Below are 22237 nucleotides of genomic sequence, written 5' to 3' on the forward strand. Positions count from 1 at the left end.
TTTATTTGTGACATTTGCACTCGTTTTCCTCGATAGACTAGGTTATATGCTTTCTATTATTTTAATTTTTCCTTTGATATTTTAAATATTATGTTATAACATAACTAAATGATAAGCATTCTTATCTATTCAAAAATAGCCAATAATAGGTTGTGAATACAGACTTTAAATTTAAATTATTAAAGGTATACCATCATGCAAGTCTTAAGCTCATTAAAATCCGCAAAAAACCGCCATCCGGATTGTCAAGTCGTCCGTCGTCGTGGACGGGTATTTGTCATCAATAAGACAGATGGGCGTTTTAAAGCAGTGCAAGGGAAGAAAAAGAAATGACTACAAGATTTCAAGAAAATTGCCATGCGTGCTGAGAATACATACGGATGACTCATTTGCTGCTAATATCTACTTAGCTACGACCTTGATCCATTTGCGGTAATTGTCAACACACCCTAAAAGAATTTGATTTGTTTGTTGATTGTAAGGTAAAACCAAAGTTAATCAATCAATAAGCATATAATGATGAAATTAATTAATACTATGCTAATTAGTACCTTTAGTGTATGTATGCTGACTGCTCCAGCTTTTGCGAAAACTTATAAATATACCGCTCAATGTAATATCCAAGTGATTAACCCTAAGATTGCTCCAAATCCACCTCCTTTGCGTGTAACAGGTTCAGGTACTGGGAATACATCAGATGGAGCTTGTTAAGCTGTCAAAAAAGATGCAACTCAAAAAACTCCTCGTGGCACATATGCTAGACACTGCAAATGCACTCCTGCATAAAGGATTAGAAAAATGATAAAATATTATGAAATTGTAAAAAGTATAATTATCGCTCCAATTTCAATTCCAAATGATGAGCTGAATTTTAAACTTGATGTATTACATGACAAAGAAAATGGTTATTTTAGTCGCTTATACCGCTTAGAAAATTATAATTTAACCCCATCTTTTGAAAACAAAGATTTAACTGCTACTGAAGCTATATATGTTTTAGATAATCATTCAATCTTAACACTAGATAATAAGTATCATAGCGAAGTAGAAGATTGTTTAAACTTTTCCCTCCAAGAAATTAGTAAAACATTTGCTAATTAATTATTTAAACCGCCAAGCATGGCGGTTTTTATTGGTTAATAATTGTGTTACATACTTATGCCTCTATCTTGATTTGGGTTTATCTCATTTTGGATTTCCCTAACAGTTTGGTAAGTAAATCGTTCTGTTGTTTGTTGGTGTTCTGATAGGTTTCGGCTTTCGTCCCTTTCTTGCTCGCTATGTAAATCTCGCCCTTTTCTTCTAGGGCGTGTTGACATATAGCAAGAAATTGATAACTATATTTAATATGAATAGACTAATATTAAGTGATGCCCAATGGGCAAAGATAGCCCCACATTGTGCAGGTAAAGACACTGACCGAGGTAGAACAGCGGCAGATAACCGACTGTTTATCGAAGCCGTTCTATGGATCATCCGTACTGGCAGTCTATGGTGAGACTTACCGCCTGAATTTGGTAACTAGAACAGTGTCTATAAGCGCTACCGTAGATGGGTAAAAAGTGACAGGTTCAGCAGCTCTAGAGGCGGTATGACGACTAAAATCATGGCAATGGTTTATGCGTTAGGCAACCTCGTTGATTTTACCCTATTAAGAAGACAACAGCATGACATGGCTGGTGTTGAACCCTTAATCAAACACAAAGAGTTTGGTACATTAATTGCCGATAGAGCCTCTGATGCCAATTGGTTACTAGTTGAATTAGAAGCTCGTGGTAGCAAAGCTGTCATACCTCCTAAATGCCCTCGTTTAAAGCAACGAGATTTCGATAAAGAGAGGTACAAATGGCGTCATTTGGTTGAGAACTTCTTTTGTAAACTTAAAGATTTCAAGAAAATTGCCATGCGTGCTGAAAAGACGGATGACTTGTTTGCTGCTAATATTTACTTAGCTACGACCTTGATCCATTTACGGTAATTGTCAACACACCCTAAAAAAATTTGTTTGTTTTCAAGAAATATGATTCAATCCCTTCGTTTTTTTGAGTAAATCTCCAGCAATCTAAATTGATATAAATGTAACCTATTTTTAATTCTTAGAATGGGAGTGATAATCTATGCCAGGAAGTGAGTTAACAAAAGGTATGCCGCCCAACCCTAATAATAGCGGGAATGGTGGTGGCTCGCGGATGCAGGGCTTTTTAAAAGGTGTTGAATGGTTGGGGAATCTATTGCCTCATCCTGTTATTTTATTCATTTGGATGTCTGTACTCTTGTTAGTACTTTCTGCAGTGTTATCTTATTTTGGCGTATCTGTCATTGACCCACGTCCAGAAGGAACTTCTGGACGTAGTGAAGAGGGTATGATTTATGTGGTCAATTTGCTTAACGGAGAGGGTTTAGCCCGTATCGTTGAAAATCTAGTTACCAACTTTACTGGGTTTGTACCTTTGGGTACAGTGTTAGTGGCGTTACTGGGCGTTGGTATTGCTGAACACTCAGGTATGATATCAGCCGCTCTACGTGGGCTGGTAATGAATGCACCTAAAAAGGTCGTCACAATAACGATTGTGTTTGCAGGTATCATGTCAAACACCGCTGCAGAGCTTGGCTATGTGGTACTTATTCCTTTGGCAGCCATGATTTTCCATTCACTCGGTCGTCATCCATTGGCCGGTCTTGCAGCAGCTTTTGCTGGTGTTTCTGGTGGTTATAGTGCCAACTTGTTATTAGGTACAGTAGATCCGTTACTGTCAGGTATTACTCAAGAAGCAGCACGTATTATTGATCCTACCTATACAGTTGGCGCAGAGGCAAACTGGTATTTTATGATAGCAAGTACTTTTTTGATTAGTGGAATAGGTTACTTCGTTACAGATAAAATTGTTGAGCCAAGTTTAGGGAAGTATAATCCTAATGATGCCGATGATAAGTCAGTGCTAGAGACTCATATTGAAGAAGTCAGTTCAGTTGAGAAAAAAGGTCTTATCTGGGCAGGGCTGAGCATGTTGATATTTTGTTTGTTATTGGCGTGGACGATTGTGCCCTCTGACGGTATCTTAAGAAACCCAGAAACAGGTCTGGTATCAGGATCTCCTTTTTTACATGGCATTGTGGTATTTATCTTTGTTTTCTTTGCGCTACCAGGTTATATATACGGTAAGATAACTGGCAGTATAAAGTCGAATCAAGATGTGGTTGATGCCATGAGTAACGCAATGAGCTCGCTGAGTATCTATATTGTATTGGTGTTTTTTGCTGCGCAGTTTACCGCTTTTTTTAAGTGGTCAAACTTAGGATCGGTCATGGCTGTATCTGGTGCGACATTTTTAAGTGATATTGGCTTAACTGGCCCATTATTATTGATTGGTTTTATTATTATTTGCGGCTTTGTGAACCTGATGCTTGGTTCGGCTTCTGCACAGTGGGCTGTTACCGCACCAATCTTCGTACCTATGCTGATGTTGACAGGCTATGCGCCTGAGATGATACAAGCTGCTTACCGTATTGGTGATTCTACAACAAATATTATCACACCGATGATGAGCTATTTTGGTCTTATTTTAGCGGTAGCCATGCGCTATAAAAAAGACACTGGCGTGGGGACATTAATGGCAATGATGTTACCTTACTCACTGTTGTTTCTCATAGGGTGGACAACGCTATTCTGCATTTGGGTCTTTGTGCTGGGTCTTCCAGTGGGTCCAGGATCCGAAACTTTCTACCCAGCACCTTAGTCAAGCCATCATACTCATCACTGCATGTAGTTGATTGAATGAGTAAGGTGTCGGCATAGATGGTAACTATTAGCTACGGTTACCAGTCTTTATTTATTCATAATATTAAAGCCCTTACAGCGATCTGTGAGGGTTTTTCTATATTTTCTTCCTTCTTATTCTACTCACTATCACTTTGTAGCAGGACTTATAACTTAGGTTAGGTATAGGTATCTTAGTTAAAATTTATCAGGAGTGTATACTGGGATTGAGTTTCAATATATTGACCCTATATAAATTCTACACAGTTAGATAATCAGGTTTAGTTTAATTTAAATATCTAACTGGATTTGAATTATTTTTATGAAAAATTTCCTTAAATACTAATACTAATACTCATATTAATATTAATACTAAGCTTAAAACCGATACTTAACGAAAAGTCCTACTTTACCTCGTATAACGTATAATGCTGTGACTAGACATAAGACAGCTTAGCCAAAAGAATGACAAGCTTTCTAAGGAGAGTAAGATGGAGAGTACCAAAAACAACTCTAATGAAAATAAGGCTAAAGGCGATGATCTTAAAATTACAGTGACACCCCGTCATCCGCAGAGCCGTTTGGATTCAGATTGGCTGTTTTTGTATGAGAAACTGCCTCCCAATCAGTGGTACTCCTCTGACTACGCCTATAAAACGTCGGGGTGGCTCAATGTGCATACTAATATTCGTAAGCGACAGCGTATATTAAGGCAGCTCAGTGAAGAGTATTTAATGGGAGCATTGAATTGGGACAATTACCGTGCACAGATTTTAGAACGAATTGGCATTCATGTGCTGAAATTACACCAACACCATAGTGTCGAAGATCATGGTTTTTTCCCTGAGTTTGTGAGCAGTTATCCGCAATTAAAAACAGGTTTTGAAATACTGGAACGAGATCATGTGAGGTTAAATGCCCTGCTCGATGAGCTACAAGGTTTGAACGATGAGCTGGTTAAAGCTAAGGTTGAAGACAAAGCACTGGCTGATCGATTGCATCAAAACTTAATAGCCGGCACTAATTTTTTATCACAGCATCTAACAGATGAGGAGGATTTAGTTGTGCCTATACTGGCTCTAAGAGAGGGTTAATGACTCCATATATGGTATGAATAATTCTTCTCTATAAAAGCCCTGCACTGTGCGGGGCTTTTTATGTTTGGATAAATTTAGTTTAGCTTTTCTAAGAGCATGGCATCACCGTAACTAAAAAATCGGTATTGTTGTTCGATAGCGTGTTGATAGGCTTGCTCGATATTGTGCTTACCTGCAAAGGCAGAAACCAGCATGAGCAGGGTGGATTTTGGCAGATGAAAGTTAGTCAGTAGGCTATCAATAACGCCAAATTTGAAGCCAGGGTAGATAAAGATATCGGTGTCGCCCGCCCACGCTGAGATTTGTCCGTTAGAGGTGGCTGTTTTTTGATAAGCAGTCTCTAGTACTCGAGTAACCGTCGTGCCAATGGCGATAACTTTATGGCCATTTTTATGGGTTTGGTTTATTAAGTCTGCGGTATCCTGAGGTAGATTGGCATATTCACTGTGCATGGTGTGATTGAGTAGATTATCAGTTTTAACAGGCGCAAAAGTACCGGCTCCCACATGTAGCGTAACAAAGGCGGTATTGATACCTTTGTCTGCAAGCTCAGTCAATACCGCATCGTCAAAGTGCAGACTGGCAGTTGGTGCGGCGACGCTTGCAAGCTTGGCGGGGTCATGAAATACAGTTTGATAGCGCACGTTATCCGTTTCATCTGCATGACGCTCGAAGTAGGGCGGAATGGGTAATTCGCCGTATCGCTCTAAGTCCGCTAAAATCGAGTTTTTGAAACTTAAGATAAATAAATTCTCATGACGACCAATCATCTGACATTCGATGTGACCATCAGCCAGTAGTAAGGTTTGCCCAAGTTTAGGGGCTTTACTTGCTCGCACATGACATAACGCGACATTTTCAAAAACGTGACCTTCGTCATTTTTTGTATAGTCATCTTCATCGGTTAAACGCTCGACCAGAACCTCTACCTTACCCCCAGTATCCTTTTGACCAAACAATCGTGCCTTCATTACTTTGGTATCATTAAAGACAATCAAGTCACCTGCATTCAATAAGTCTGGTAACTGGGCAAATTGCTTGTCTTGAACTTCAAAGTGGGGTAAGGGATTGGCAGGTAGGTACAACAATCGAGAGGCACTGCGCTGATCAAGCGGGTAACGAGCAATTAACTCATCTGGTAGGGTGTAATCGTAGTCGTTAACACTGAGGAAGGTTTCATGTTGGACGGAGCTCTGTTTAGAGTTTTGATCGTTGGATTGGTCATTTGTCTGGGTCATAAGCGGTCTATAAATACGGTTGAATATAATCAAAATTAGGTTAAATTTGTGGTAATGGATCAGCGTTAGTTTAACAGAATTGGGAGGTTTTTGAGGGAGGTTTGAGCGAATGCTGCTCAGTTTCCAAGCTTTTAACTTTTGATATTACTTTACTATAGAGCTCCTTAACTATAGAGCTACTTAACCATGGAGCTACTTCAAGATAGAGCTTAAATTAATTTCAGTATGGGGCGTTGGAGAGTAAGGGTATGTTGGAAGACTACAATCCAAACAAATCCGGTTGAGTTTTAATATCATCAAGGGCGGTCAGATTAGAATAAGTGACGCCAACTAAGCGGATAGGTAGATGACGGGGCACATCATCCAGCAGCTTTGCTAACCAATAATGAGCAGATTCGGCAGTTGGGAAAGGAGTGTGCAGGGTGTGCGAACGGGTAATCTGCTGGAAATCGGAATATTTAATTTTTAAAGTAATGGTATGGCCACAGCGTCCTTTTTTACTCAGTTGAGCGAAAGCATCGGCATTTTGCGCAAATATCTGTTCAAGTAAGGTAGCTGTGTCACTAATATTGTCACGAAACGTGGTTTCTGAACCCACAGATTTGTGCTTGCGTTCAGCTTTGACAGGGCGAGAATCTTGACCATGAGCAATCTCAGAATAGAATCTGCCCCGTTTACCAAATTTTTGCACTAAGGTTTCTACTGACGCTGCTTTTAAATCAGCCCCATTATGTATGCCTACATCATGCAATCGTTTTGCGGTTGCCCTCCCTATTCCATGAAAACGCTCAATAGGCAATGCGTTAATAAAGTTTTCTGCTTGCTCGGGTGTAATGACAGCGATACCATTGGGTTTATTAATATCAGAGGCAATTTTGGCGAGCATTTTATTAAATGAAATGCCGGCGGATGCTGTGAGCTGGGTTTGCTCAAATATCTGCGACCGTAACCAGTTAGCCATTAACGTAGCTGATCCATGATGTGATTTTATGCCAGTGACATCAAGATAGGCTTCATCAAGTGATAATGGCTCAACCAAGTCAGTGAGACTCAGCATTATTGCTCTAATCTGCTGACTAACACTACGATATACTTCAAATCGTGGGCGCACAAAAACGGCTTCTGGGCAGCGTTTTTTAGCCTCATAGCAGGACATCGCAGAACGTACGCCAAACTTACGTATCTCATAACTTGCCGCTGCAACTACCCCACGACCATTCGGGTTACCTCCTACTACTAAGGGTTTTCCTCTAAGTTCGGGAAAGTCCCGCTGCTCAACACTAGCAAAAAAGGCGTCCATATCAAGATGGATAATTTTACGCTGTGGTTGAAACGGAACATTGGGGAGTGAGAGACGATGTGAAGAGGTTGATTCGGTCATATAAACATCATAAATACTTAGCAGAAATAACGCCAATTCTATGTAGTAATACTGTGTTAAGAACTTCGATATTCATTATATTTCACGATATTTATAATGATACATTTTTTCCTTCAATACATTATCGTAACATAAGATAGTGCTAAATTTGGGTAGTGAAATTACGACCTATATCGTATAAGAATTTATCCCATAGGTTATATGTTTTTAACCAGATAAATAAGCTTATATGATAAGAAAGCTTATGTGATAAAGGTTATAAAAAAGTTAATATGACATACCTATAAAGTCTTATCAACAGGGTAAGTTTATCTATACTCGATTCGGTAAAACTCCATTCAATGCCTAGGGCACCTTATTAAAAGAGTCTTACTGACAAGGCTGCAATGATAGATGGTTCATTATAAAGGCCTTAGTTATCAGCTTAGAATCCTAAGGCCGTATATTAACGGATAGTTGATAGTAGTTAAATAATAAGCCGGTTGACCCGTTAACTTGGTAATGAAATTGCTCATGAAGCAACTGATCAGATTGGTAATTAGTCGCGCTGGCTACTAATTACTTTACCTGTATTAGCATTCACTAAAGCGACATACTCACGTGCGGTTTTAACTACTTTAATTTTATAGACGGGGGTTGTTTTAATAACATCGAACTCTGCCTCAATAACATCCCCACTTAAACTTCGAGCAGCAATGTCTATAGCCTTATAAAGATTAATTTTGGTATTTTTTAAGGCATTATATTGTCGAATGTCTTCCTTATCTAACTTATCTTTATCAACACCAAGCACCTTACCGGTAAGAGCGTTAATTTTGACCTCATAGCTTGTGTTATTAGATAAGAACTGTATCTCATATTTAGCCGCATCATCGTCAAAGTCAACACTGTTAAGGTAGCCTTTAGCACTTTTCCTAGCAATATTAATAGCTTCGGTGAGCGTAATTTTGCTACTTTTTGATACGCCTTGGGCAGCATTTACTTTAGGTGCAGTAGACGCTGCTAAGCTTGGCGTTGCCAAGATAGACATTAAAAAGATTGAGCTAGCAAGTACCGTTAAGAATTTCATAATTAGGCTCCTCTATAGATAATCAATTGTAATGAGGGAAAAGCTTGTCTAGTGCAAATGTAAATCTGGAATATTAGCCATCTTTGTTTCAGTAATCAGAATTTAGGAGAGGTTAAATTCATTCAGAGCTGAATAGTAATTAGGCTTTTTTTAATATCAGTAAGCTTTGATATTAGCAAGTAACTAGAAATGATAAAGTATGTTTTACCAGCATTTTTGTTAACAATCTGAGAAGAGTGTAACCATGAGACCAGAAGGACCAAAAGATATCTCTTTATCGTTAACGAAGCACCTGAATTTAAGCTTTTATCTTACGTCAAAATTATCAAAATGCATGCCAAGTGATCAATATCGATGGGACCAATAGTTAATATGATATTAGTGTCTCACAATAAAAAACCCTCACAGAATATATTCTGTAAGGGTTTTAAATATTGGTACCAGTGGTCGGACTCGAACCGACACGCTTTTAAAGGCAACGGATTTTGAATCCGTCGTGTCTACCAATTCCACCACACTGGCATGTAGGGTTAGTACCTGTTTACATTAGAACAAATCAGGACACTAATAAGTCATCAAACTATAAAACAAGGGACTATAGAATAGAACTATAGAACATGAAACGGTGTAGGAGGCGTATTATAACAACTTATTAGATTCGGTCAAGCAATTTTGACAAACTGCTACCTTAACTTATAAGCCTCAACCGACAAAAGCACGTTCAACCACATAATCGGCTGGCTCGCCCATACGTGGTGATACCGTTAAGCCATATCCCTCTAAAATCTTAGAAACATCATCATTAAATGGCATGCTACCGCATATCATGACTCTATCATCTTTAGGATTCATTACCGGTAAGCCGATATCTTCATACAATTTACCAGACTTCATCAAGTCGGTAATACGGCCCGTGTTACGAAAATCCTCACGTGTCACTGTAGGATAGTAGATAAACTTTTCACTGAACCATTCGCCAAATATTTCATCGTTTGGTAAGGTTTCTTCAAACAGCTCACGGTATGCTAAGTCACTAACTCGGCGCACCCCATGACATAAGATGATCTTATCAAACCGCTCATAGACCTCTGGGTCACGAGCTAAGGATAAAAAAGGAGCAAGCCCTGTGCCTGTTGCAAGCATGTATAAGTGTTTACCTGGCAATAGGTCATCAATAACTAACGTGCCTGTTGGTTTTTTACTAATTAATAATTCATCACCCACTTGAATGTGTTGCAATCGCGAGGTTAGTGGTCCATCTTGTACCTTAATCGAAAAAAACTCTAAATAATCTTCATAATTGGCACTGGCGATAGAATAAGCACGGCTTAACGGACGTCCATCTACCATGATACCAATCATGGCAAACTCGCCATTCCTAAAGCGCAAACCAGCATGGCGAGTGGTTTTAATAGTAAATAATGAGTCGTTCCAGTGGTGCACATAGGTAACTGTTTCGGTTAAAAATTTAGACATGTGGGCCTCAATAAATAATGATCGCAAAGTCGAATCATGAATTAGCGATTAAGTGCTTCAATAACTTTAAAATATATATTAACAACTTTAATAAGTTGTACTCAATAATGCGCTATACCTTAGAGTGGAGATAGAGCAGTATAATGAGAATGATAATTATTCTTAATATAAATATTGCATATCATAACAAATTATTACTTATAATAACCTCTATAAGGATAAAAAAGGAGTGTCAATATCATAATAAAATGGAATAACTTTTGATAAAGAAACCATAAGCAAGTAATCATTAAATAATTTACCCATAGTAGAAAAAGAAGCTCTTACTATATTCATGAACATTAAAGGTGTTAATGAATATAGCAAAATTTATTTAACTTAGAATGATATAGCTTTGCTTCTCTATGGGTCTGATCTGCATTTATAAGTCCAACCTACTATAAGTCCAACTTACGTGCAGGCAGGCCCCATTGATTGGTGTTTGGGTGCGTATCTTGACACGTCCAGAATAAAATTATAAGGCTACCAATCAAAGGTATAATCGATATTAAATACCACCATCCAGATTTATTAATATCATGCAAACGTCTTATGGTTACTGCAATGCTGGGAATGGCAAAGATAATACTAACAATACTGACGATAACTTCGTCCATATCAAAAATAGTATCAATAACTGCGGCCACCAATACAAAACAAGTGGCGACTAAGGTAAAGTACCAATACTCTTTACGGCGAGCACGACCGCTAAAATTTGTAAAGTTTCTCAACGCTTTTTTAAACCAATCAAATATTGAGTAACGCTCTTCTGTTGCCCATTTTTCGGTTGCAGCGTTAAAAGCAGGGTTTAGTGGTGGTGGAGTCTGAGGGTTATGATTCATAGGGTTTATCTCTCACGCTTAATAAGTTTATGATTAATATGACATTATATATATTTGGATATAAATTATACTATGTAACTTGCGTATTCTTGCACATTAATGTTGTCAAACTATCATACAGACCACAATATAATTTATGCTTAATGAGAACATAGATTACCCTGCCAAAGCGAGCAATAATGTCAAAAACCGCCGCCAATCCTACTATAAGTAGCATTGTAGTAAATAGCGAAAAAAGTAATATGGGAGAAGATAGCATGGAAGAAGAGAAAGTTGAGGCAGGTGTTTATAGCCCTGTTATCGGTATTCATCTCTCCCCTTTATCCCAAAAGTTTGGTATACCGCGACAGTCAAATTTGGTCGCTGTACCGAGCTGTATTAAAATATATGCCCCCTACGATACGCCTGAGGCATTTATTGGGATTGAAGGCTTTAGTCATCTGTGGATTACTTGGCAGACGCACCATAATAGAGTACAAAACAGCTTTAAGCCTTGTGTTCGTCCGCCCCGTCTAGGAGGCAATGATAAGCGGGGGGTATTTGCGACCCGCAGTACGTATCGTCCCTCCAGTCTAGGGCTTTCTGTGGTAAGACTCACTAAGGTAGAAGTAATTAATGGCAGTGTTATTCTATATATCAGTGGCGCTGATATGGTGGATGGTACGCCCATTATTGATATCAAACCCTACGTGGCTTATAGCGATATAATAGCAAATCCTGTTAGTGGGTTTGCAGCGGATAAGCCGATCAATAAAAGGGTACAAATTAGCGACATGGCTCAAGCACAGTTTGAGGCGTTAACTGCAAAAATTCTGCAAAAAGGCAGCAACAAGCATAGTTCCAGCAGCAAAAACAACCTTAATAATAGCATTTTGCAAAGCGACTCTAACTATACATCTCAGCTTTTGCCGTTTGATATGAAGATGATTTGTCAGCTCATCTCTCAAGATCCACGTCCAGCTTATAAGCAAAACGATACTGGGCGCGTGTATGTAATGCGGTATAAAAACGTCGATGTTCACTTTAAAATGGATTATGATGCGAACGGTAATGAGCGAATGCTGATTTTAGCGGTTTGTGAGTTGAATGAATTAACAGAAGCATCACGTTAATAGAGTTTACCTGGTGGATTTGAGCTAATATTTAATACTGTCATCTTGTTTTATTGAATGAAGACAGTGCATTAGGAATATTAAACGTTATTCTAGAGTGGATATTCAAATCGCAATTAATTTATCTAACCGAATCATTAAAAACCGGTTATGCGACTCATATTGAAAAGCAGAGTTCAAAAGAAGAGTAAAAAAAATTAGTAAATACCAACATCAACCTCTTAACTTAATAAAGTTGCCTATATGCCCATTCCTAATTTTTCATTGACAGTTGATTTACGCTGGTGTTTGGACGAGCTTCTGGCAGATGGGGTTATTGATCAACGCAGTTATAATCTTGTGATGACCAGTGGTCGTTTTAAACAGGGTAAAAAGGGCAGACACCCATTACAAGTGATTGCTGAGTTTTCTTTACCCAATAATTTAGATGGCTCTATAAATAAACCGAAAAATCTTGATTTACCTTGGCTTGATAGATGGCTTGCCGCTAAAGCAAATATGCCGTTAGTGCGTATTGATCCTTTGAAGATTGATGTGCCAAGTGTGACCAAAATTATGTCATACGAATACGCCCGCAGTCAGCATATTTTACCTATAGAGGTATTAGAGCACTCTGAAGAGAGCGTTAATGGAAAATCAGGGGAGGTGGTCATAGGGACTGATCAACCTTTCTATACTGACTGGCACAAAAATATTGCTCATATTTTAAAACCCAAAACATGTCGCACAGTTTATGTGAGTCCCGCTCAGATTAATCGTTTTCGCCAAGAGTTTTATCATGTGACGCATGCTATTGCTGGTGCCAACGATGCCAATAAGCGAACTGCTTCTAATATCTCTAATGTAGAGGCGCTACTACAATTAGGAGATAGCACCAATACAAATCATGATGCAAATGATCAACACATTGTTAAAGTAGTTGATTGGTTATTGCAATATGCCTTTGAGCAACGTGCGAGTGATATTCATTTGGAACCGAGACGTGATATAGGCAAAGTGCGCTTTCGTATTGATGGTGTGTTACATACAGTTTATGAGATGCCAGCCGTAATTATGACTGCAGTAACAGCACGTATTAAAATTTTGGGTCGCTTGAATGTCGCTGAAAAACGCAAGCCTCAAGATGGGCGATTAAAAACGCGAACACCACAAGGCATGGAGACCGAACTTAGACTATCCACTTTACCGACAGCCTTTGGCGAGAAGTTGGTTATGAGGGTGTTTGATCCCGAAGTATTGGTTCGTAGTTTTGCTCAATTAGGGTTATTAGGTAAACAGTTAGAGACATGGGAGATGTTAACGGCTAGTCCTAATGGTATTATCCTAGTCACTGGCCCCACAGGATCGGGTAAAACCACGACGTTATATAGCACGCTGAAACAGCTCGCAACCGAGCAAGTCAATGTGTGTACTATTGAAGACCCTATTGAGATGATAGAACCGGCATTTAATCAAATGCAAATAAATACAGGAATTGATCTGCATTTTGCTGATGGTATTCGATCCCTAATGCGTCAAGATCCTGACATTATTATGGTTGGAGAAATTCGTGACCATGAAACAGCAAATATGGCGGTTCAAGCCTCTCTTACCGGCCATTTAGTGCTTTCAACCCTCCATACCAACGATGCCCCAAGTGCGCTGACACGTTTGCATGATTTGGGTGTACAGCCTTTTTTAACCTCAGCAACTATCTTAGGCGTGGTGGCACAGCGCTTGGTAAGAACGCTCTGCCACCATTGCAAAACCAGTCGTGTAGCCGATGAAAATAGTGAACTTGCGATCCAATGGCGTGAGCTGGTAAGCCCTTGGAAGGCAGAAATGCCCTCAAGGTTTTATCATTCTGTAGGCTGTGAGCATTGTCGAAACACAGGGTATCAAGGTCGTGTCGGTCTTTACGAAATGATGCCAATGAGTCACGAACTGAAGAAGTTAGTCGCAGATGATGCCAAGTTAAGTGATATTAAAAATCAGGCTTATAAAGAGGGTGTACAGCCATTAAGATTAGCTGGCGCAAAGCGAATATTAGAAGGTGTTACGACGATGGAGGAAGTCATGCGAGTTGTTCCTTTGAATTAGTTACAAAATTTTTAATTATTTATAAAGTTGGTCAGCTATAGCACTTTTATTTTTGTTTCCTTTATTTTTACTTCCTTGATTTTTTACATAATAGTACCGATTATTAAATTATCTACTCATTATCTTGCTAATTAATAATGTCTATTGAGCTATCTTGTTTAAGTCCTATTGATAAGGTAGTTGTTCATTAACAATGTCAAGATAACCGTATTTTAAGTTAACTGCATAAAAAAGAGTTCCTATGTTTACAGATAGCCACTGCCATTTAAATCGTCTTAATTTGGACAAATATGAAGGTCAAATCGAAGGTGCGATTACGGCCATGATTGATGCAAAGGTAAGCCGCGCCATGGCAATCATGTGTGATTTTAAAGAGTACGACGAGATTTATGACATCATTACTGCTTATGACAATACTGATGGTAAAGATACGTTGAATCTTGGTATGAGCGTGGGTATTCATCCTTGTGAGGATATAGAGACGTTAAAATCTGCGACAGTGGAGCGCATCGTTGAGATGGCGAATCAAGCGCATGTTTGGGCAATTGGCGAGACTGGATTAGATTATTATTGGAGTGATGAGAATATCAAGGAGCAGCAAGCTAGCCTTGCTAGGCACATTCATGCCAGTCAAACCCTTAAAAAACCGCTTATCGTTCATACACGTGATGCAAAGAAAGATACCATTGATATTTTAAAGTCTGAAAAAGCAGAACATGGCATTATCCACTGTTTTACTGAAGATTGGGAAACGGCTAAAAAAGCACTTGATTTGGGTCTCTACATCTCATTCTCTGGTATTATGAGCTTTAAAAATGCCCAAACTCTGCGTGATGTGGCGCTTAAGGTGCCGAAGGACAGACTGCTTATCGAAACAGATAGCCCTTATCTTGCGCCAATGCCTAATCGAGGAAAGCCTAACGAGCCTGCCTATGTGCCGTACGTTGCTAGTTGCTTAGCAGATTTATTCAAAATGGATGTTGAAGAGGTGGGGGTACTGACCACAAAAAACTTTGAAGAATTACTAGCACAAGTTTCATAAAATAGGTATTCTATGTACGTATGACCCAACAGTCATACCCTTTTGTGTTAGGGGGTATGACATTCACTTAATTTTTTTGAAACCAATAATTGTCAGATTCGTTTTAAAGGGCATTAAGATCTAGGAGATTGCATGAGCAGGCAGCAACAATTTAAAATACGTGAAGAAAATATCTTAGCTACTGCTGAACAACTCTTATTGGAGGCGGGCAGTGGCGATATTACTCTTGACAGCCTTGCTGATCAACTGGACCTAGCTAAAGGTACCTTATACAAACACTTTTCTAGTAAAGATGAGTTGTATCTGCGTATTATTATTCGCTATGAGCAGCAGTTATTTGAAATAAACAAAGTTGACGACTGTGCTGCTGCTGGTGTTTCCCGTATGATTTTGCAGCAGCTATTAAATCCGCAAAAAGCATTGCTATTTAACCAGATAGAAGAGCGATTAGCAGCATCGGCGACAGGTTTGAACCGTATGTTTGGCGAGTTATATGAAGTTAGACGGGCACGGATGAAACGTTTGATAGATATCATTAGTGACTACTTAAACAGTCAAAATAGCGGGCTGACTACTCGAGATTACCTGTCAACTATTTGGGCAATTGGTCAAGGGGGAGCTAGCCTTTTAAACTCTAGTTTTTACCAGCGTTACCTCGGCCGTCGTGACACCCTTCGCCTTGCTTTAATTCAGCAAATCCTTGATCTACCCAAACAATATCCTAGCCGTAATGAAGAAGATAGTGATAAAGCAGATTTTGTGCAACAGCTAGACTCAGAAACCACCGCACATCGCGAGTTAAGTAAACAGTCGTATTAGTTATCGTCTTGGTTAATTGCCTATAAACCGACCCATTTCTATCGCCTCACAAGTGCTTTTCCACTGTTTATATAACATTTATATAGACAGTCAATAAGTGCAAAGGTACATGATGTGAAAACTGTGAATAACTCTAATCTCATACAACCCATATCAGAATCAATTCGAAAGCCGAATCGGCAATCAAGTCAACAATCAAATCAAAAAGGGTTTACCTTAATTGAAATGATGGTGGTTGTGGTTATATTATCTATTTTTGCAGGCATGATGACATTGTCAGTTGGAAGCACTGAATCTCGTAAAAACCGTGCATTTTATGAGCATATGATTGATAGCTTAGAATATGTTAGGTTATTGTCTGCTGAGCGAATGCAGCCAATGGGATTGGTTCTTCAGGCAGATAATCAAGGTCAGGCACACCCTGTTATTGTTAAATTAGATAACGCTTATGCTACCTTTGATTCTGCAAATAATACGCGTACTTCAGGCGGCTTAAGTGGCGACGCAACACCAAAAAATAGCATGGAATTATCAGCAATGTCGTCAGGTGTGACTAAACAACCACTCCCAACTTGGCAAGTTGCTGAAGATATCTCATTACCTGAGCTACCTCCCGAAGTGTCTATTGATATCACGAGATTAGACGTGTCTTCTTCAGGTCTGGCCAATCAAAACAGTAGCGAATCTAACCAACCATTACAGCCTTGGTTTATGGGAAGTGAGGTACCGCAAGCGTTATGGTTTGGCACTGGAGAAGCGGCGCCTGTAACAATTGAGATGAGGTACAACGATCGGTTGATTGGCGATGCCATTACTTTATTACCAGATGGTAGACTTAGCATAGGCGAATAAGCTATCGTCAGCAGACTTCTAAACCGCTACAAGGCAAAGTGGGCGCAAGTACTACAGTTGAGGCTTAGAGAGCTTCAAGCTGTAACACCTAAAGAGTGGTTCGACTATATTTAGAGCATGTTATATATCGAATTATGGCAGTGCCTATTTGTGAAAGTTCATCTTTGTGAAAGTTCAACATGTCTAATTATATAGTGATACAGCTGCTATTTTAATGCAGCGCTAATCATTCATTAGACAGTAACTAATAAGGTAATAACTAATAAGGCAATAAATGTGATGCCTCTAAATGTAAAATATGACTTAAAACAGCAAAGTGGCTTTACGTTAATAGAGGTAATGGTGGCACTGGCTATTTTAGCAATGGTTGCTGTGGTTGCCAGTCAAGCCAGTGGCACCTATCTGCGCTCTGTTGATAACCTCAAAACACGTACATTGGCACATTTTGTGGCACAAAATGCAGCCGCTCAATTACAAATAAATCCGCAATGGCTGCAAACACCTCAGCAGTCCACAGTGACAGAACAAGGTAGACAGTGGCAAGTTACTGTGACACCCAAGCCAATCTCTGACGTGATCGGGAAGGGAGTTGCTAGCCCATATAGTACATTGCAAGATATAGTTAGACCTGTTCTGATTCAAGTTGCACCGCTAGATAGTGAAACTAATAAGGTGCAACACTCAGTGACCGATTTGACCATATTACTCAGTAACCCTGAGGTAATAGGACTTAATGAAACGGCACTGCCAAAAAGTGGGCTGAGTGATGATAATTAGAGTAAAAGGTAGGGGTTTTGATCGAGCTCAAAAGGGGTTTACCCTTTTAGAGCTCATGGTGGCAATGGCAATATTTGCGATATTGGCTGTCGCAGGCTGGCAGGTTTTTGACAGTATTAGCCGCAGTAAAGAGCGGGCACAAATGCAGGCAGATGTATTGACGGATCTACAGTATGCCTACCAGCAAATGCAAAGAGATATGACACAGGTGGTGGCGTATCAGTTGGTCAATACTCCGCTTGGTACTACCATGGCGGATAATGCTATTGGCATGACTGAAGATTCTCAAGCCTCCGCTATCAACGGCTTCACTTTACAAGACAATAGGTTAAGTTTTATACGCTTTGCTGACCCAGATCCTCGTTATGTGCAGTCGGCAATTCTAGAACGTGTGGTTTATAGTTTTAGCGATGGCAATTTAGTACGTGAGCGTTATAGGAATTTAAATAGTGGCATTGATGACATGGATAGTAATCTTAATAGAGGCTCTAATCTAAGTAGTGAACAGCCGCTAAAAAGTATTATTTTACAAGGTGCTAGTGCCGGTCAATTTCAAGTCCTATTACCACAGCCGGCGAGTCAATATCCTCATACTGATAAAATCAGTGGTAATCCGCAAGTTGTTAATACCAAAACAAATGATGACAATAATGAGACTCAAAGAGAGGCTAAAATAGAAAGCTCACCTGCCCTTCCTAAGGGTGTTAGTGTGAGCTTTAGCACAATAATAGGCAATGTTGACGCACCAATACATTGGGTCTTTGCTCTAAGTAATGCACCACCCTCTACCGATCCTATAAAATCAAATAATCAGTAGTTTTTAACACCATGATTGACACCTTCAGCTCAAATTTATTCCAATATGCCCAAAAACGTTCGCAAACTGTCATAATTAATTACGCAGTAAAAGTTTATGCTTATTAAATCGCTCCAAATTCAGACCGGCAAATATGGCCCTACTAGGCAAAGCCAGCAAGGCGTTGCGTTATTAACCATATTGCTTTTGGTAGTGGCTATAACGGTTGTGGCAGGGTCTATGGTTGCCAGTCAAAGAATATCAATTCGTCAATATGACTTATTAAAAACTCAAGATCAGATATTGCAGGATGTCAGAGCAGGGGAGAGTTTGGCAGCTGCTTTGATTGCTGCAGATAGCAAAGTAAATATGAATGATAGCTTATTGGATGCTTGGGCTCAGCCTTTGCCCACCACCGCTTATGGTCAGCATAATATAACCCTACATATCCAAGACGCGGCAGGGCGGTTTAACCTTAATAATCTTTATCATAACGGTAGTGTGGATGTGGTGGCAGTTGACATATTTAAGCGTCTGTTAGTACAACTCGGCCTAGAGCCTGAGTTAGCTTATGCCGTTGTTGACTGGCAAGATCCAGACTTTGAAACCTCAGCGGAAGGAGGGGCAGAGTTAGACGCCTATAAAAATATAGGGGGACTGGCTGGAAGTAATGTTTCATCAAGCGGTTCAGGGGGGCAAATAACAAGCACACTTGCCACTATCAGCAACCAGCCGTTTATAAGTACAGAAGAAATTATGTCTGTTCGTGGTTTTAATTCAGAAAAATTTAAAAAGTTACAGCCTTATATTACCGCTGTTCCTTATTATTTACCAATTAATGTTAATACCGCTAGCCCTCTGCTATTAAGTGCCTTGTTTAAAGAAGCTCAGTTAGAAGCGCTAGATGAATTCCACAAGCAAATTCAAGTAACCCCTGCGACAAACATTGAGGAGGCATTAGAACAGCAGCCTTGGTCAAGTATGTCTAAAGAAGAGTTAGATAAGGTGAAGCCTATGTTGGATGTTAGGAGTCGTGCATTTAAAGTGTTAATTGATGTTGCGGTTGAAGACACGGGAAAAAACAAGGGGAATGATAACAACCAACGTTCACACAAACATCGTTATGCGACGACTACCATTAGCAAGATAGACTTAAATCAGAGCGTGCAACAGGACTCACAAGCAGGTGGAGAGGAGGCTAAAGTAGAAGACAGTAAGCAGAAGGAGCCAGATATTGCAGACAATAGTAAATTGAGAATTGGCGTATTTGGCACTAGACTATTGACCTACCATCCCGTATTTTAAGTGATGCTCTTTGTGAAAATATCCTATCTTTGTCAAAACGGCTTCATTCTTTTTATCAACTCTCTAATGCTAACGCAATACTGTAAAGCTATTGAAGATTGCCTTATTCATCTTTAAAGCGAGTTTCTTCTGTTGAACGCCAGTTTTCAGCCCCATAAAATAACATTTGCGCCTGCCTAGCACATTTAGTTAACATCTCTTGTTTTTTAGCTTCTAGCGCATTGACATCAATATCTTCATCGTGTGTTTGCGAATAAGTTAAGTCTAACCAGTCAATTATCCAGTTTAAGAATAAGTTTAGTCCTGCTTCCGCTAAAAGACGTCGGTCATGATCGTTAATGTGCTGAAAGGCAGGTTGTAATCCTAGGTCTGCTCCCATGATTTGTGCAAATAGAGACACTTGAGCTTTAATGGCATTGCGTACTGCTTCAGAGCCACCAAAGCGTTCACTGACTAAAAAATGCCAGTAGCGGGGATGCTCGTCTATTGAAGCAAAAAACAGTTGAATACTGGTTGCTATCTGGCGGTCATAGCTACGGGTACGCCCCATATGTAACCCAGTACGCAGAGTAGATAAAGCTTCACCTAGCTCTTCTTCAACTAAGCATCTACCTAGTACTTCCATGTCATCGAAATGACGATAAAAGGCAGTTGGAACGACCCCAACTTCTCGGCTAACTTGGCGTAAGCTGATGGAGGCAAAGGATTGACCCATCATACATAAATCAAGTACCGCATCAAAAAAAGCTTCACGGGTTTTTTGTTTTTTCTGTTCACGGGTATTCATTGTCGTGCTCATAGAAGTTTCATCTTTATTTAGTCAGATATTTTTTATTCAGATATTTGAATATGACACCCCATTAGATATCAATGCACTGGATATCGATGAAAGTGTAGAATAAATCAAGCGCATATTCTTGGCGTTACAATTATTATAGATATTAGTTATAGGTATTAACTCATTTTTTAATATTGGTAAAAAAGCGAACACTAAACGTAGGCTCGCCTATGTATTTTAAAAAAAAGTAGATAGGTTACCATACTCCGCCACCAATTCCATTTAAATCTTGAGCAAGTTTATAGGCTTCATGATCATTCATACCTGTGATGTAGTCTAATATATTTAAAGCATTATCATAGACGTCGTTATTAAGCTCACGGTGCAAGGTATGCATATGCTGATTAAGCAATTGTATCAAGTGTTTTTGCTCAAAGTGTGGTGGCTGATTGTTAAGAGGGAGCAATGCTAAGGGCATAAAGGCATCAAGTAAGGTCTGTAGGCAACGATTTGCCATGAGCTCCATACGAATTTTGCTAGGATGTGCAAAAATTTGCTGTGACGCCATTTTTTTGGCTTGCGAAATACCATCCCTTACGCTGGGTTCACAATGATCAAATAGACTGCCTTGCAGCTCTCCTGCTAACATAGCGTCAGCATGTGTTATGAAGGCTTGGGTCACTTTATCCACTAATCGCATCATTGCACGACCTCGTAAGGCCGCTAATTTTTGGGCGATAGGTGCACCTCTGGTCACTTCTGGTGGTGCGCCGCGGTTGCCGATTAACTCAAGCATCAAGGGTTCGACATCTCGATATTCCAGCATATTTAGATGAATACCATCTTCTAAATCAATTAATGCATAGCAAATATCGTCTGCGGCTTCTAATAAATAGGCTAAGGGGTGTCTAGCATAGCCTTCATGACTCGGAGAGTAAGGTAGTTTCAGCTGACTTGCCAACTTATCTAGTAGGTTGGCATCGTTGCTAAAGCACCCGTACTTTTTTACTGATAGGGTGCTTATAGGTGCTTTTGTTAGATATGGCCTATCATCGGTTGTTATACGCTGAGCTGAGTGCTGATGAGTAGATTCAATAGTATTACTATGAGCCGCCAACCAAGGGTACTTCATAAACGCCCCAAGTGTTGCACAGGTAAGGCGCATACCACCTCGATCAGGGTGGTGCTCATTGCGAGTTATGATTCTAAAACCTTGGGCATTGCCTTCGTAGCCTTGTAAATCTAGGCGTTGTTCAGGAGCCATCAGTGCTAGATATTGATTCTGGTTGGGATGATTGAACCAATCACGTATGGCATATTCCCCAGCATGACCAAACGGTGGGTTACCTATGTCATGGGCAAGGCAAGCAGCTTGTACAATGACCCCAACATCCCCAATAGTGACACCACGCGGTAGGCCATCGGATAATTTTTCTTGTAGCCTTTCAGCTGCCATCATACCCAGTGAACGTCCAATACAAGAGACCTCAAGTGAATGGGTAAGACGGGTATGAATTCCCATTTGCTTGGTTAGTGGATGCACTTGGGTTTTTTGGTTTAACTGGCGGAATGACTGTGAAAATATAAGCCGATCATAGTCTTTATGAAAGGGTGTACGAGATTTCTCATGCGATCTATCTTTTCTAATATTACCCAAGCGGCGGTCGGTTAATAGATATGACCAGTGTTTATTGGATGGCAGCGTGGCTGGATTGAGCTCATTGATTTTATTATTTAAATAGAGGCTGGGTTGAGTCATAAGGCACCAAATTGAACTG

The 22237-nt window shown here is 39.7% G+C and carries 20 protein-coding genes, 1 tRNA gene and 1 pseudogene; 14 read left to right on the forward strand and 8 right to left on the reverse strand.

Annotated features, from left to right (window positions below; translation table 11 throughout):
• The first annotated feature begins 195 nt into the window (after nt 1–195).
• The 6 genes and pseudogenes from ykgO to AC2SLN_RS01500 all read left to right on the forward strand — a co-directional run bounded on the left by ykgO (nt 196) and on the right by AC2SLN_RS01500 (nt 4851).
• Nucleotides 196–333, forward strand: coding sequence for a type B 50S ribosomal protein L36 (ykgO, locus tag AC2SLN_RS01475; RefSeq protein ID WP_011961143.1), 138 nt, complete (start codon nt 196–198; stop codon nt 331–333).
• A gap of 231 nt (nt 334–564) precedes the next feature.
• Nucleotides 565–711 (forward strand): hypothetical protein, encoded by a 147-nt coding sequence (locus AC2SLN_RS01480; protein ID WP_486548854.1) that lies wholly within the window; start codon nt 565–567, stop codon nt 709–711.
• An 87-nt stretch (nt 712–798) separates the two neighbouring features.
• Entirely contained in the window at nt 799–1101 is a 303-nt protein-coding gene (locus AC2SLN_RS01485) for a hypothetical protein (RefSeq protein ID WP_486548853.1), read from the forward strand.
• Nucleotides 1102–1348: 247 nt separating this feature from the next.
• Nucleotides 1349–1978 (forward strand): annotated as a pseudogene (locus AC2SLN_RS01490) (transposase).
• 139 nt (nt 1979–2117) lie between these two features.
• Nucleotides 2118–3737 (forward strand): AbgT family transporter, encoded by a 1620-nt coding sequence (locus tag AC2SLN_RS01495; RefSeq protein WP_486548852.1) that lies wholly within the window; start codon nt 2118–2120, stop codon nt 3735–3737.
• Between the two features lie 511 nt (nt 3738–4248).
• A complete protein-coding gene (locus AC2SLN_RS01500; RefSeq protein WP_486548851.1) occupies nt 4249–4851 on the forward strand; it encodes a hemerythrin domain-containing protein in 603 nt (200 codons plus the stop codon).
• A 77-nt stretch (nt 4852–4928) separates the two neighbouring features.
• On the opposite strand, the gene queA is transcribed toward AC2SLN_RS01500, so the two are convergent.
• The 6 genes from queA to AC2SLN_RS01530 form a co-directional block, all read right to left on the reverse strand.
• Nucleotides 4929–6092 (reverse strand): tRNA preQ1(34) S-adenosylmethionine ribosyltransferase-isomerase QueA, encoded by a 1164-nt coding sequence (queA, locus tag AC2SLN_RS01505; RefSeq protein WP_486548850.1) that lies wholly within the window; start codon nt 6090–6092, stop codon nt 4929–4931.
• A 259-nt stretch (nt 6093–6351) separates the two neighbouring features.
• Complete coding sequence (gene dinB, locus AC2SLN_RS01510) at nt 6352–7473, reverse strand: DNA polymerase IV (protein ID WP_486548849.1); 1122 nt, start codon at nt 7471–7473, stop codon at nt 6352–6354.
• A gap of 538 nt (nt 7474–8011) precedes the next feature.
• On the reverse strand, nt 8012–8542 hold the full coding sequence (locus AC2SLN_RS01515; RefSeq protein ID WP_486548848.1) for a PepSY domain-containing protein: 531 nt from the start codon (nt 8540–8542) through the stop codon (nt 8012–8014).
• Nucleotides 8543–8977: 435 nt separating this feature from the next.
• Nucleotides 8978–9064, reverse strand: a tRNA-Leu gene (locus AC2SLN_RS01520).
• Nucleotides 9065–9244: 180 nt separating this feature from the next.
• A complete protein-coding gene (locus AC2SLN_RS01525; RefSeq protein ID WP_486548847.1) occupies nt 9245–10018 on the reverse strand; it encodes a ferredoxin--NADP reductase in 774 nt (257 codons plus the stop codon).
• Nucleotides 10019–10455: 437 nt separating this feature from the next.
• On the reverse strand, nt 10456–10899 hold the full coding sequence (locus AC2SLN_RS01530; RefSeq protein WP_486548846.1) for a DUF805 domain-containing protein: 444 nt from the start codon (nt 10897–10899) through the stop codon (nt 10456–10458).
• A 242-nt stretch (nt 10900–11141) separates the two neighbouring features.
• Between AC2SLN_RS01530 and tsaA the strand changes: the two genes are divergently transcribed.
• The 8 genes from tsaA (at nt 11142) to gspK (ending at nt 19681) form a co-directional block, all read left to right on the forward strand.
• The gene (tsaA, locus tag AC2SLN_RS01535) at nt 11142–12011 is read left to right on the forward strand and encodes a tRNA (N6-threonylcarbamoyladenosine(37)-N6)-methyltransferase TrmO (protein ID WP_486548940.1); all 870 of its coding nucleotides are present in this window, start codon (nt 11142–11144) and stop codon (nt 12009–12011) included.
• Nucleotides 12012–12254: 243 nt separating this feature from the next.
• Entirely contained in the window at nt 12255–14090 is a 1836-nt protein-coding gene (tfpB, locus tag AC2SLN_RS01540; RefSeq protein ID WP_486548845.1) for a type IV pilus assembly ATPase TfpB, read from the forward strand.
• A 241-nt stretch (nt 14091–14331) separates the two neighbouring features.
• Nucleotides 14332–15132 carry a TatD family hydrolase gene (locus AC2SLN_RS01545; RefSeq protein WP_486548844.1) on the forward strand — a complete coding sequence of 267 codons (801 nt, stop codon included), beginning with the start codon at nt 14332–14334 and terminating at the stop codon, nt 15130–15132.
• A gap of 132 nt (nt 15133–15264) precedes the next feature.
• Nucleotides 15265–15951 (forward strand): TetR/AcrR family transcriptional regulator, encoded by a 687-nt coding sequence (locus AC2SLN_RS01550; protein ID WP_486548843.1) that lies wholly within the window; start codon nt 15265–15267, stop codon nt 15949–15951.
• A 114-nt stretch (nt 15952–16065) separates the two neighbouring features.
• Nucleotides 16066–16803: a prepilin-type N-terminal cleavage/methylation domain-containing protein gene (locus tag AC2SLN_RS01555; protein WP_486548842.1), complete on the forward strand. Its 738-nt coding sequence runs from the start codon at nt 16066–16068 to the stop codon at nt 16801–16803.
• A gap of 279 nt (nt 16804–17082) precedes the next feature.
• Nucleotides 17083–17580: a type II secretion system minor pseudopilin GspI gene (gspI, locus tag AC2SLN_RS01560; protein ID WP_486548939.1), complete on the forward strand. Its 498-nt coding sequence runs from the start codon at nt 17083–17085 to the stop codon at nt 17578–17580.
• The gene (gene gspJ / locus AC2SLN_RS01565) at nt 17570–18397 is read left to right on the forward strand and encodes a type II secretion system minor pseudopilin GspJ (RefSeq protein WP_486548841.1); all 828 of its coding nucleotides are present in this window, start codon (nt 17570–17572) and stop codon (nt 18395–18397) included. The genes gspI and gspJ overlap by 11 nt, the downstream gene beginning before the upstream one ends.
• 96 nt (nt 18398–18493) lie before the next feature.
• A complete protein-coding gene (gspK, locus tag AC2SLN_RS01570; RefSeq protein ID WP_486548840.1) occupies nt 18494–19681 on the forward strand; it encodes a type II secretion system minor pseudopilin GspK in 1188 nt (395 codons plus the stop codon).
• A 103-nt stretch (nt 19682–19784) separates the two neighbouring features.
• On the opposite strand, the gene AC2SLN_RS01575 is transcribed toward gspK, so the two are convergent.
• Complete coding sequence (locus AC2SLN_RS01575; RefSeq protein WP_486531705.1) at nt 19785–20480, reverse strand: TetR/AcrR family transcriptional regulator; 696 nt, start codon at nt 20478–20480, stop codon at nt 19785–19787.
• 235 nt (nt 20481–20715) lie between these two features.
• Nucleotides 20716–22218, reverse strand: a complete 1503-nt coding sequence (locus AC2SLN_RS01580) for a deoxyguanosinetriphosphate triphosphohydrolase (RefSeq protein ID WP_486548839.1) — start codon at nt 22216–22218, stop codon at nt 20716–20718.
• Between the last annotated feature and the right edge of the window lie 19 nt (nt 22219–22237).

The organism is Psychrobacter sp. CX90, assembly GCF_057396305.2.